Origin of the sequence: Streptococcus bovimastitidis (assembly GCF_001885095.1) — a bacterium.
GTDB classification, from domain to species: domain Bacteria; phylum Bacillota; class Bacilli; order Lactobacillales; family Streptococcaceae; genus Streptococcus; species Streptococcus bovimastitidis.
Genome location: NZ_LZDD01000001.1, coordinates 680,817 through 693,635, shown reverse-complemented (window position 1 = coordinate 693,635; position 12,819 = coordinate 680,817). Strand labels below are relative to the sequence as shown.

The window sequence follows — 12,819 nt, the reverse complement described above, 5'->3', positions numbered from 1 at the left end:
ATTAACTTTTGTTATCAAAAAACCCATGCCCTTTAAAAGGCATGGGTTTTAAGCTTTATTATTGTTCTTTTTTCTTTAGGAGACCAGCTAGTGATAGAGTAGCCATACCTGCTAAAGTCAGAAGAATTGAATTTTGGTTATTGCTACCAGCAGTAGGCAATTCTTTATTTGCACTTGCTTTTTGAGCATCTTTTGCAGCTTTTTCAGCTGTTAAAACGTAACCATATGTTTTAACTTTAACTGGAAGAGTTGCTGGTTTAGGACTTGGTTTAGTTGTGTCCTCTGGTTTTGTATCATCAACTGGAGCTGGAGTAAAGAGATCTGATACAAGTTCAGTAACGACAACATTGCCATCGCGATCTAAGTAGAGGCGGTTAACAATATCGTGAGTTCCAGTAGCATCAGTCGTTTGTTTAGCTTCCATTTTGATAGTTACATATGTTTTTACACCTGTAATGGCAGCTGACACTTTTTGTCCTTTTGCTTCTAAATCTTTGATGTACTTAATGAAGACTTCAGTATCAGGGTTAATAGCACCAAGTAATTTACCATTTTTGAAGGTCTTGAAGCCATCACCACCACCAAATAGGAAGTCATTTGTTACGACTTTGTATGTAGCATTAGGGTTAATTTCAGTACCATCAGCTTTATAAGCTTTAACAACTTTGTAAGGATTTAATGGATCTGTTGAACCACTGTCAGTATAAGTATATTTAAGACCTGACATTTGAAGGAAGTATTTTTCACCTTCATCGTATTGTTCGTTTAAAGCATCATAAATTTGTTGACCAGTGAGTTCAATGACTTGAAGGATATTACCGAATGGTTGAACAGCTTGTGCTGCACCCCAAGTAATTGTTCCATCACTTTTAACCACTAAGTCAGCACGGATACCTCCATTATTAGTCATGGCAAAATCAACATCAGGGAATGATTCTTTGGCAATTGTTAATTGGGCTGTTGTAATAAGGTTACCAAGAGCTGATTCTTTATCAACGTTCACTTCTTTTGAGATACTGTCAGTTGTAACAGCTGTACCGATTTTTGTTTCTGTAACTTGAGCAACAATTGTATTAGCATTATCAACAATTGCTTGAATTTCTGGAGTTCCAGTTAAAACACCAGGTGCAACAGCAACAACTTGAGCTGTAGGAGTAGCAATAAAGTCTTGTGTATCTGTATCTAGAGTTCCACGTACGTCAGAATATGCTTTTCCTGAAGAAAGAGCTTGGACAACACGTGTGTTACCGATTGTTCCATTAGCATATACATGGTTATGACCGGTAAAGATGATATCAATACTGTTATCTGGATAAATTTGGTTAACTTTTTCCATGATTGTGGCAATTTCATTACCAACAATACCGTCTTTACCAGTAGTTGCTGGAATGTGAGCTAAAATCATGATAGCATTAACATTTTGTGCACGGAGTTCACGAGCATATTTAGCAATTGTTTCAGCTTCATCTAAGAAGTTGTATTGCTCGTAGTTTTGTTTAAGAACTAAGTCAGGAATTTCAGTTGTAACAACACCAATAATACCTACATTTACAGAAGTATTATTAACGGGGATGTTTTTAATCGCATACGGTTGCCAATTGTAAGGAATTTGACCAGTTGTTTTATCAACAACGTTTGAAATAACAATGGTTTGATTAGATGCTTCATGCGGATAATCTTTAGTAATTTGGTTGATGTTTGAATCAGCAGCTGGAGCAGTTCCAGTCATAATACGGTTGTACTCTGCTAAACCTTCATCAAATTCATGATTTCCAAGGGTTCCATATTCCACGTTCATTTCATTGAATACTTTAACAGTTGGTTCATCTTGTAACAAGCCTGAATCGGCAGGACTTGCACCAACCATATCACCAGCTTGGACACGGATACTTGTACCTGTTGGGCTAGTTTGCGTGAAATCAGTTTGGGCTTTGTCCATATAAGCATCAAGTTGAGCGGCTGTACCAGCTCCCGAAACTTTTCCATCAGGCATATAAGCTGAACCTGTTTGGTCAATAGCACCATGGAAATCATTAACACCTAATACTTGAAGATCAACCTGATCAGCATTCACAGCTGAAGCAAGAATTGACATACCAGCAACGACACTTAAAATACTGCTTTTTAAAACAATATGCTTTTTCATAAAACTCCAAATCTCCTAAAGAAATATAATATGTTGCATAATTAGTTTACTATCTTTTAATAAACAAAACAAGGAATATTGCATAAAAAGTGAACGAAAAATTTGTAAAAATACTGTAAAGGGGTTTCATTTTGTGAATAACCAATATTATCGCAAAAATTCGATATAATGTTCGCGAAATATTTTTAAAATCAGCTTGCTTTTTATGAATACTTATGCTAATATGAAAATCATATTAAAAGAAAGGAGAAAAATAAAAATGTTAAAAATTGATATGACTCAAAACATTTTTTATAGACTCCTTTCTAACCAAAAAAGTTAGTTTACTTTAGTGTAACTAATATTAGAGCCCGCGGTAGGAAGGAATTTCTTATTGCGGGCTTTTTGTGTCTCAAAATACTCAATAATTTAGTAATACTAACCATAAAAGGAGGGGCAGATGCTATCTTTAATTTTAGAACATATTAAAGCAAAGAAAGTTGTCTACTTACTGGTTGCCATTTCCTTGTTAATTTATGATGCCAGTTTAATTATTCCAACTAAAGTTATTCAAAGTATGGTTGATTTGATGAGTAAAGATGACCTTAGTCAGACTTCCTTATGGAACCATATCTTTGTCTTGCTTCTAGCAACAATTATTTCTTATGGAACAGCCTATTTATGGCATTTAAAACTTTTTCAAGAAGCTGTAGCTTTTAAATGTGAATTACAACAGCGTGCTTTTAAAAAATTAGTCTTTATGCGGACGCCTTATTACGATAAATTTCGTTCTGGTGATATGATGACGCGTTTTTCAACTGACGTCGAAGCCTTAATGGATTTTATCGGTTATGGCTTAATGATTATCTTATATGCCGGTGGCATGTTCGCTTTTATTATTCCTACCATGTTTCTCATTTCCTGGCAAATGACTTTAATTGGCATGATACCAATTCTTTTCGGAGTATTTATGACATATTTCATGACAAAAAAACAAGAACTACTTGTAGAAGAAGCCAGAGAGTCAATTTCCAATTTAAGTGATCAAGTTTTGGAAACCGTTGAAGGCATCCGTGTTATGCGAGCCTACAGCAAAAAAGATTACCTGGCAAAAGAATTTCAAGGGAAAACGGCAGCAATAGCTGAAAAGTGGAATCAAATTGCAACAATACGTGGACTCTATTTTCCAGTCTATTCAAGTATAATCGCCTTAAGCACCATACTGGTATTAGTCACTGGTATCTCATTTTTACAAAATCATAGTGTGACCTTAGGTCAAGTTATCGCCTTACAACTGTATCTGGTGTCATTAATTGAACCTTTCAGCATGTTGGCTGATTTTATTCTGGTTTATCAAACAGGTAATACCTCTTTTGGAAAACTGAATGAGTTGATTACAACTAGTGATGACATGGAGACTGACGGCACATACAGGCTGACCCAAGTCGACTCAATTGAGATGAAAGCTTATTCTTTCAGGTACCCTAAGAACCAACAAGATACCCTTAAAGAACTTAATATCAGCTTGAATCGAGGTCAGACCTTGGGTATTATCGGTAAAACAGGTTCAGGTAAAACGACTTTAGTCCGCCAATTTCTTCGTCAATATTCTAAGGGAAGTGGGACTTTCCAGATAAACGGTCGTGATATTTTGGACTATCAGCGCAAAGAGATAGAGGCAAAAATTGGCTACGTCCCTCAAGAGCATATTCTTTTTTCAAAAACGGTTTGGGAAAATATTGCTATGGGGAATAGCCAAGCCGGAAAAGATCAGATTCTGGAGGCCATTGAGACAGCGGCTTTTAAAGATGATTTGCAGCACTTATCGCAGGGCTTAGAAACCGAGATTGGTGAACGGGGACTATCCATTTCCGGTGGTCAGAAACAACGAATCTCAATCGCCAGAGCCTTTTTAGCAGAGCCAGATTTGCTCATTTTAGACGATTCTTTATCAGCAGTCGATGCTAAAACAGAAGCAGCCATTATAGCCAATATCCAAGAAAAAAGACATGGAAAAACCACAGTCATTGTCAGTCATCGCCTTTCAGCCATTCAACATGCTGATTGGGTTATTGTTTTAGAGAATGGACGTATTGTTGAGGAAGGTCGTCCAGAAGAACTTTATCAATTAGGTGGCTGGTACTATCAACAATACCTCAAACAAGAAGGAAAGGAGGACTAAAATGCCCGTTTTTAAATCCTTACTTGCACAAATCAAATCGGGAAGAAAGCCTTTTTGGATAGGGATATTTCTACTTTTGTTAGCGACAGTTGCCGGTCAATATGGCCCCTTACTTTTACAAAGAATGATTGACCAATTTTTAACACCTCTTGCAAATGGTAAACAAGAGCATTTAAGCTCATTTTATCACTTAGTTTATCTCTATCTAGCCTTAATTTTTTTGACATCTATTTTTCGTTATTACTCTTTCAAATCCTTGATCAAGGCTTCCAATCTTATTGTGGAAAGACTGCGCAATCAGGCATTTGAAACCATGCAAAATTTACCTATTTCTTATTTTGATCATAAACCCGCAGGAAAAATAGCTACACGTATTGTTAACGATACCGAGACATTGAGAAATCAATTTTATGATAATCTGCTTTCTCAATTAATCATTTGTCTGGTTCAAGTTCTGGTCATTTATGGTATCTTAATTTATCTTGACTTTGTTTCAGGTTTGCTTTTATTGTTTATACTACCGATTTTTTATGCTATTCAGATGCTCTATAAAAAGTTAACTGACCAAGCAATGAAAGATTTTTACCAAGCTAGAAGCTCGGTTAATACACAGGTTAATGAAACCATGAACGGTGTTTCCATTATTCAACTATACCATCAAGAGGAAAAGGTTCTTGATGCTTTTGACCAAGAAATTAGTAAGATGAGAGAGGCTGATACCCAAATCATCTTGGCGGATTCATTGGCTTCATGGACGTTAACGGAGTTCGTTAAATACACTATTATTTCTGGAATTTTAGCCTTTATTGGTTGCCAATTTCTTGAAGGACAGTCATCGATAACTGTAGGTATGCTTTTTGTCTATCTAAATTACCTAACCAGACTTTTTGATTTAATGGGGATGATGGTCCGTCAACTCCCTAATATCCAGAGGTCACATGCAACTGGGAAACGATTCCTAGACTTGCTTAATCAAGAAAGGGAAATTGAAAACAGTGAAGCAATTATAGTATCTGAAGGTAATGTAGTTTTCAATCATGTTTCTTTTGCTTATGATCAGGAGCATTATGTCCTGAATGATATTTCGATTGAAGCAAAAAAAGGTGAAACGGTGGCCTTAGTCGGACATACTGGTTCTGGCAAATCCTCAATTATGAACTTACTTTATCGCTTTTATGATCCTCAAGAAGGTGAGATTTTGGTTGACCAACAGGTAATCAAAGATTTTTCACGAGAAAGCCTTCGAGCACAAATGGGTATTGTCTTACAGGATCCCTATCTCTTTTCTGGAACAATTGCATCCAATATTACAATGGGAAATCAGTCTTATTCGGATCAAGAAATAGTAGATGCTCTTATTCAAGTAGGTGCAAAAAGTCTCTTAGATAAATTAGAGAAAGGCATTTATGAACCTGTTTTTGAAAAAGGAGCTTCCTTTTCAAGTGGTGAACGACAATTAATTGCTTTCGCAAGAACACTAATTGCCAATCCGAAAATCTTAATTTTAGATGAAGCGACTTCACATATTGATACAGAAACCGAAGAAATCATTCAGCAGGCAATGGAAGTTTTGAAAAAAGGGAGAACCACCTTTATCATTGCCCATCGCTTATCTACTATTCAAAATGCTGACCAAATTTTAGTTCTGGATCAAGGACGAATCCTTGAAAGGGGCAATCACCATTCGCTTCTAGAGGCTAATGGCATTTATGCTCAGATGTTTCGAATCCAAGAGAAAGTATCCTAAAAAGCTGGGCTTGTCCCAGTTTTTTAGGATGTTGAATTTTGTTGCTTGAAGCAAGTCTTAACGAAGACATTAGGATTGGGTCTTGACTAAAATGAAGATTTCAATTATTTTTCTGTAAGTAGCTTGTAAAAGAAGGCTCAATATCGCAATTTCCTTGTATTTAGTGTAAAATAGTAAGGTAAGAGAAAAATACATTAGAATGATATAGATTAATTTATGACAGAAAAAATAGGCATTGGGAAGGCACATAGTAAAATCATTTTGATGGGAGAACATTCCGTCGTATATGGTTTTCCAGCTATTGCACTCCCTTTAAAAGATATCGAAGTTACTTGTCTGATTAAAGAAGCTAAAGAAAAATTAAAATTTGATTTTTATGATACCCTTTCAACAGCAATCTATTCAGCATTAGACTATTTGCATATTAAAGACAAACCCATTTCTTATGAGATTATTTCTCAAGTACCCCAAAAACGTGGCATGGGTTCCTCTGCAGCAGTTTCCATCGCAGCTATTCGAGCAGTTTTTGACTATTTCGACCAGCCTTTAAGTGATAAAGAATTAGAAATATTAGTCAATAAAGCAGAGATAATAGCCCATACAAATCCAAGTGGTCTTGACGCAAAAACCTGCTTGAGTGATCAAGCCATTACTTTTATCCGTAATGTCGGCTTCAAAAGTTTTTCTGTAGATCTGAATGCTTTCCTGATTATTGCTGATACAGGTATTCATGGCCACACCCGTGAAGCAGTCAATAAAGTAGCCAAACACGAAGAAAGCAACCTGCCACATTTAGCTAATCTAGGTAGATTAGCTGAAATAGTACAAGAAGCTATTACTCAAAAAGATATCCAAACCATTGGACAAGCCATGAGTCAAGCCCATCAAGAGCTTAAGGCTATTGGTGTTAGTATCCAAGAAGCTGACCACTTAGTAGAAGTGGCTTTAGCTAACAAGGCCATTGGTGCCAAGATGTCCGGCGGTGGCCTAGGCGGTTGCATTATCGCCTTAACCGACAGTCAAAAAGAAGCGCAAGCCATTAGTGAAAAATTATTAGAAGAAGGGGCCGTAAACACGTGGATCCAAAAACTGTAAGTGTGATATCCTACGCCAATATTGCCATTATTAAGTATTGGGGAAAAGAAGATCAGGAAAAAATGATTCCTTCAACCAGCAGTATTTCCCTCACCTTAGAAAATATGTATACCGAAACCCAACTAGAGCAGTTACCAGATGGAGCTGACAGGGATCTCTTTTATATCGATGACCAATTGCAAAATGATGCAGAGCATGCCAAAATCACGTCCATCATTGACCAATTTCGAACTGACAAGAATCAATTTGTCCAAGTCCGTACCCGCAACAATATGCCCACCGCAGCAGGTTTATCCTCTAGCTCAAGTGGCTTATCCGCATTGGTCAAGGCTTGTGACCAATTCTTTGAAACAGGACTCACACAAAGTGAATTAGCTCAAAAAGCTAAGTTTGCTTCAGGTTCTGCATCACGCTCTTTCTTTGGTCCCTTATCAGCTTGGGACAAAAACAGTGGCGCTATCTATAAAGTAGAAACTGATTTAAAATTAGCTATGATTATGCTTGTTTTAAATGATGAACGCAAACCGATTTCCAGTCGCGATGGTATGAAACTTTGTCGTCAGACATCAACGACATTTGACCATTGGATTGCGAAATCAGAAATTGATTATCAAGAAATGTTAAACCATTTGAAAGCTAATGATTTTGAAAAAGTTGGTTTATTAACGGAAGAAAATGCCCTTGCCATGCATGAGACGACTAAGACGTCAACACCCTCTTTCTCATACTTGACGGATGCATCCTATCAAGCCATGTCTAAGGTCAAGGAATTACGGTCGCAGGGATATCAATGCTATTTCACTATGGATGCTGGCCCAAATGTCAAGGTTCTCTGCTTGGAGCAGGATTTGGAGGAGCTTGCAAATCTTTTCGCTCAAGATTATAAGATAATTGTCTCAAAAACAAAGGAATTACCAAATGACTAAGTATCATCTTGAAACTGGTGGAAAACTGTATATTGCAGGTGAGTACTCGGTTTTAGTACCTGGCCAAACGGCTATCTTAATGCCAGTTCCAATCAAAATGACGGCAGATATTGAGGCTGCTCAAGATTTTAAGATTTGGTCGGATATGTTTGATTATGCTGTTGGCTTGGAAGCTGATGCTAACTATGCTTTAATTCAAGCCTCATTAGAGACCATGTCTCTGCTTCTTGGAAAAGACATTGCCCAATTGCCAGCTTTTACATTGAGCATTAAAAGTCAGATGGAAGCAGATGGCAAAAAATATGGACTGGGATCTAGTGGTAGTGTGACAGTGTTGACACTTAAGGCTTTAGCTGCTTTTTACCAATTAGATCTATCTCCAGATTTGCTTTTTAAAATGGCTGCCTATACTTTATTGAAACTTGGTGATAATGGTTCTATGGGAGACATTGCCTGTATTACTTATGACCAATTAATTGCCTATCGCTCTTTTGACCGAAAAACCATTAGCCAAAAGATTGCTAACCATTCTTTCGAAGAACTGATGAAGGAAGACTGGAAGTATACAATTGAACCTATTAAACCCAGCTTAGAGGCGCATTTTTTAGTTGGCTGGACAAAAGTTCCTTCAATCTCACGTGATATGATTAATCGCGTTAAAGGGGCTATTACAAGCGACTACTTAAGTGAAACGGAAAATGCTGTTAAGGCCTGTAAAAAAGCTATTGAGAGCGGTGATAAAGAACTTTTTGTTCTTTCCTTAGCACGTGTTAGTGACTTATTAGAGACGCTGGATCTAGCTATCTATCATCCTAAATTATTAGCCTTAAGAGCTGCCTGCCAGAATGTAAATGCCGTTGGAAAATCTTCTGGTTCTGGCGGTGGAGATTGTGGCATTGCCTTTTCTTTTGATCAGGAATCTACGGATCAGATTATCAAAGATTGGCGAGCTAATGCAATTGACCTTATTTATGACCAAAGGTGGACCTGATTTAATGACCAATCGTAAAAATGATCATATTAAATATGCTTTGAAGTATCAATCGACTTATAATTCTTTCGATGATATGGAATTAATCCATGCATCACTTCCTAAATACGATTTAACAGAAATTGATTTGTCAACCCATTTTGCAGGTCAAGATTTTGCTTTTCCTTTTTATATAAATGCCATGACAGGTGGTAGTGAAAAGGGTAAAGCTGTTAATGAAAAATTGGCAAGAGTGGCGGCAGCAACTGGTATACCTATGGTAACCGGTTCTTATAGCGCAGCCTTGAAAGACCCAAATGACCAGTCATATCAATTGCGTAAAGTTGCTTCTGACCTTTTACTGGCAACCAATATCGGCCTAGACAAGGAAGTCAGTTTGGGCTTGCGAACAGTTGAAGAAATGCAACCCATTTTTTTACAAGTCCATGTTAATGTCATGCAAGAATTACTGATGCCAGAAGGAGAGCGGGCTTTTCACTCATGGCGTCAAAATCTTAAAGATTATGTAGATCAGATTCCAGTAGCAATCATTTTAAAAGAGGTTGGCTTTGGTATGGACCGCAAATCGATTGAGTTCGCTCGTGATTTAGGGGTTAAAACCTTTGATATTTCAGGTCGTGGTGGAACTTCCTTTGCCTACATCGAAAATCAAAGAGGTGGTAATCGCTCTTATTTGGATAACTGGGGTCAAAGTACCTGCCAGTGTCTTTTGAATTGCCAGTCCATTATTGAAGATGTTGAGATTCTTGCTTCAGGTGGTCTTCGTCATCCTTTAGATATGATTAAATGCTTTGTCCTTGGGGCGCGTGCTGTTGGTCTTTCTCGAACTGTCTTAGAACTAGTTGAGTCTTACCATGATGATCAAGTCATTGAAATCATTAATGGTTGGAAAGAAGATCTTAAACTAATCATGTGTGCTCTTAATTGTAAGACCATTGATGAGCTTAAATCCGTTGATTACCTGCTCTATGGTCGCTTAAAAGAAGCTAATAGTTAAATTTTTTGAGCATTAAAAAAGCCTTGAAAGAGTTATTCTTTCAGGGCTTTTGCTTATTTTTTAGAAAACTTTTTGAATAATTACTATTTGTTTTTGACCAAGCTTTCTTATCATTACTAATTATTTTTGACGAAGATTTTCTAATAATTTTTGCGTATTTTCTAGATTTAAAGGCTTCACCTTAAGTAATTCTGGCATCAGGCTAGCAAGTTCCTTTTCGCTTGCTCCTGCAAGGAGGGCAAGTGATTTGGCTTGCAGCTTCATGTGTCCTGCTTGAATTCCTGTGTTAGTTAAAGCTTTTAAAGCAGCGAAGTTTTGTGCTAAACCAAGACTGACAATGATTTGAGCTAATTCTCTAGCCTCAGGCCAGCCCAGCAAATCATGTGCGATTTGGACACTTGGGTTGAGACCGATTGACCCACCTTTGGTGGCAATTGGCATAGGCATAGTCAACTGTCCCTTGATGACTTGGTTTTTACTATCCAAGGTCCAAGTACTAAGACCCCGGTAAGCACCACCTTTAGCAGCATAGGCGTGACCACCTGCTTCAATGGCTCGCCAGTCATTACCGCTAGCAATAACCAGAGCGTCGATACCATTAAAGATTCCTTTATTATGAGTAGCTGCCCGGTAAGGGTCAATTTGAGCAAATTGACTGGCTAGTACCATTTTCTTAGCTAATTCTAAGGCTTCTGATTTATCTCGACTGAGGTAGCGTAAATCAACCTGACACTCTGCCTGGACCAAAGACTCTGTGGCATAGTTAGAGAGAATGGCCATTAACTTATTACCAAGAGAAAGTTGCTCAAGTTTTGGGGCAATGGCTTCCAACATTGTGTTAACCATATTTGCTCCCATTGCTTCCTGGGTATCAACTGTCATATAGACAATTAGGAATTCCTCTTTAATACTAGTTGTTAAATCGCGAGCGCCACCGCCACGTTTTACAATAGAAGGGTAGGCTTGGTTAGCCATTTCCAAAAGCTCATCCTTGGCCGCGATAATGGCTTGATTGGCCATATTTTTATCAGGTACATCATAAAGGGCAACTTGACCAATCATTTGACGATTGAGGACTTGCGCCTTGAAGCCACCCGAGCGTTTAATAATTTTACCTGCAAAAGAAGCAGCCGCTATAACAGAGGGTTCTTCAGTCACTAGGGGTAATTGGTAGGTTTTGCCATTGATTAAAAAATCTGGGACAAGGCTAAATGGGAGGGCAAGCCGGCCCAAAACATTTTCAGCCATTTGATTAGCTGTATCCAGGGATAATAAGTTTTCTTGCTCTAAGTTTGCTAGGGCAGACTGGTCTAAGAGACCATGCTCTTTAAGCAGAGCAATGCGATCAGCCGGACTCTTTTTATAGAAGCCAGACCAATTAATCGATTTACTTGTCATTTTTTTCATAAATCCTTTGGTGTTCTTGGATAGTTCTTAAAGCGTAATCTCCAGTCAAATAAGTCTCAAAAGTAGCATTTCCTTCTCGATCCAATTCAGCCTCTTGGTAGAAGATGTTTTCGTATTCAGTAACCGAGATGACTTGACGGAAATCTAGGTAAGCCTGTCTATTAGTATCAAGTCTGTCTTTATAGCCTTCAACTAATTGAAGACTAAAAATCTCACTTACTGCTCCAGAGCCATAAGAAAACATGCCAATTTTATCACCGGCTGTGAGGGCTTGGCTATTTTCCAAAAGGGAAAGAAGGGACATGTAAAGTGAACCTGTGTAGATATTTCCAACTTGACGGCTGTATGCAATCGAATCGTTAAAAGCTTGTGTTAACTTGTCCTTATGCTCAATAGCCGTATTTTTATCAATGATTTTATTGAGACCTTTGAATGCTAATTTGGGGAAAGGAATATGGAAACAGAAGGCCGCAAAGTCTGAAATAGAAGCATTGTAACGCTTTTGGTATTCTGCCCAAGTGGTTTTCAAAGAGTCGAGGTATTGCTTAGTAGAGAAAATCCCGTTGACATAAGGAGTAGAAGTATAGTTAGGACGCCAGAAGTCCATCACATCACGGGTTTGTGCCACATTATCGTCATTGATGATGGCAATAGCCGGATCGGCAGTGATTAACATAGCAATACTACCAGCCCCTTGAGTCGGTTCACCAGCTGAGTCAATCCCATATTTAGCAATATCACTGGCCAAAACCAAAACACGGGCTTGAGGATGGAGACTAATGTGAGCGCGGGCGTAATCAAGGGCAGCAGTAGCACTGTAACAAGCTTCTTTCATCTCAACCGAACGGGCGAAAGGCTGAATGCCCAAAAGTTGATGAACGTAGATACTTGCTGCTTTAGATTGGTCAATTGAGGACTCCGTTGCCAAAATAACCATATCAATCTTCTCTTTATCTTCGTCGGTGAGAATGGTTTCTGAGGCAGATGCTGCCAGAGTAACAATATCCTCCGTAATGGGCGCGATACTGATACGATCAAGCATCAAGCCTTTGGTGAATTTATCAGGGTCAGTCTGACGAGCCTTTGCTAAGTCAGTCATTTCTAAAACATAACGACCAGTTGCAAAACCGATCTTATCAATTCCTATTTTCATAGTATTCCTTCTTTAATTTGTGCTATTATATATCCCTAATATTTTATCATAATTTTTCTGAAAAAAAAGAAATCAGATGATTACTTTCAAGAATCAAATCAAAAAGTCAGTCATTAAAAGTGCTTATCAGTTTTTCTTCTAGCTATTTCTTTATTTTTTGGTAAAATAAGTAACAGTATATAGTCAGAAAGGGGTC

At 37.9% G+C, this 12,819-nt stretch carries 9 protein-coding genes; 6 read left to right on the top strand and 3 right to left on the bottom strand.

Annotated elements, in window-relative coordinates:
• Positions 1-58: 58 nt before the first annotated feature.
• On the bottom strand, positions 59-2,146 hold the full coding sequence (locus A9Q68_RS03345) for a surface-anchored 5'-nucleotidase (protein WP_071793272.1): 2,088 nt from the start codon (positions 2,144-2,146) through the stop codon (positions 59-61).
• A 439-nt stretch (positions 2,147-2,585) separates the two neighbouring features.
• Here A9Q68_RS03345 and A9Q68_RS03340 point away from each other — a divergent pair, with 439 nt between their 5' ends.
• The 6 genes from A9Q68_RS03340 (at position 2,586) to fni (ending at position 10,063) form a co-directional block, all read left to right on the top strand.
• Positions 2,586-4,307: an ABC transporter ATP-binding protein gene (locus A9Q68_RS03340; RefSeq protein ID WP_071793271.1), complete on the top strand. Its 1,722-nt coding sequence runs from the start codon at positions 2,586-2,588 to the stop codon at positions 4,305-4,307.
• 1 nt (position 4,308) lies between these two features.
• Positions 4,309-6,054, top strand: a complete 1,746-nt coding sequence (locus tag A9Q68_RS03335; RefSeq protein WP_071793270.1) for an ABC transporter ATP-binding protein — start codon at positions 4,309-4,311, stop codon at positions 6,052-6,054.
• Positions 6,055-6,270: 216 nt separating this feature from the next.
• The gene (mvk, locus tag A9Q68_RS03330; protein WP_071793269.1) at positions 6,271-7,149 is read left to right on the top strand and encodes a mevalonate kinase; all 879 of its coding nucleotides are present in this window, start codon (positions 6,271-6,273) and stop codon (positions 7,147-7,149) included.
• Positions 7,131-8,075 carry a diphosphomevalonate decarboxylase gene (gene mvaD / locus A9Q68_RS03325; RefSeq protein ID WP_071793268.1) on the top strand — a complete coding sequence of 315 codons (945 nt, stop codon included), beginning with the start codon at positions 7,131-7,133 and terminating at the stop codon, positions 8,073-8,075. The genes mvk and mvaD overlap by 19 nt, the downstream gene beginning before the upstream one ends.
• Positions 8,068-9,066 (top strand): phosphomevalonate kinase, encoded by a 999-nt coding sequence (locus A9Q68_RS03320; RefSeq protein WP_071793267.1) that lies wholly within the window; start codon positions 8,068-8,070, stop codon positions 9,064-9,066. Before mvaD ends, A9Q68_RS03320 begins: the two co-directional genes overlap by 8 nt.
• A 4-nt stretch (positions 9,067-9,070) precedes the next feature.
• Complete coding sequence (gene fni, locus A9Q68_RS03315) at positions 9,071-10,063, top strand: type 2 isopentenyl-diphosphate Delta-isomerase (protein WP_071793721.1); 993 nt, start codon at positions 9,071-9,073, stop codon at positions 10,061-10,063.
• A 120-nt stretch (positions 10,064-10,183) separates the two neighbouring features.
• Here fni and A9Q68_RS03310 read toward each other — a convergent pair whose 3' ends face one another.
• Positions 10,184-11,461 (bottom strand): hydroxymethylglutaryl-CoA reductase, degradative, encoded by a 1,278-nt coding sequence (locus tag A9Q68_RS03310; protein WP_071793720.1) that lies wholly within the window; start codon positions 11,459-11,461, stop codon positions 10,184-10,186.
• Positions 11,451-12,623 (bottom strand): hydroxymethylglutaryl-CoA synthase, encoded by a 1,173-nt coding sequence (locus A9Q68_RS03305; RefSeq protein WP_071793266.1) that lies wholly within the window; start codon positions 12,621-12,623, stop codon positions 11,451-11,453. The genes A9Q68_RS03310 and A9Q68_RS03305 overlap by 11 nt, the downstream gene beginning before the upstream one ends.
• Between the last annotated feature and the right edge of the window lie 196 nt (positions 12,624-12,819).

Coding starts and splice junctions, on each gene's coding strand:
- A9Q68_RS03345 (WP_071793272.1), bottom strand. CDS start 2,146: ATGAAAAAGCATATTGTTTTAAAAAGCAGTATTTTAAGTGTCGTTGCT.
- A9Q68_RS03340 (WP_071793271.1), top strand. CDS start 2,586: ATGCTATCTTTAATTTTAGAACATATTAAAGCAAAGAAAGTTGTCTAC.
- A9Q68_RS03335 (WP_071793270.1), top strand. CDS start 4,309: ATGCCCGTTTTTAAATCCTTACTTGCACAAATCAAATCGGGAAGAAAG.
- mvk (WP_071793269.1), top strand. CDS start 6,271: ATGACAGAAAAAATAGGCATTGGGAAGGCACATAGTAAAATCATTTTG.
- A9Q68_RS03320 (WP_071793267.1), top strand. CDS start 8,068: ATGACTAAGTATCATCTTGAAACTGGTGGAAAACTGTATATTGCAGGT.
- fni (WP_071793721.1), top strand. CDS start 9,071: ATGACCAATCGTAAAAATGATCATATTAAATATGCTTTGAAGTATCAA.
- A9Q68_RS03310 (WP_071793720.1), bottom strand. CDS start 11,461: ATGACAAGTAAATCGATTAATTGGTCTGGCTTCTATAAAAAGAGTCCG.
- A9Q68_RS03305 (WP_071793266.1), bottom strand. CDS start 12,623: ATGAAAATAGGAATTGATAAGATCGGTTTTGCAACTGGTCGTTATGTT.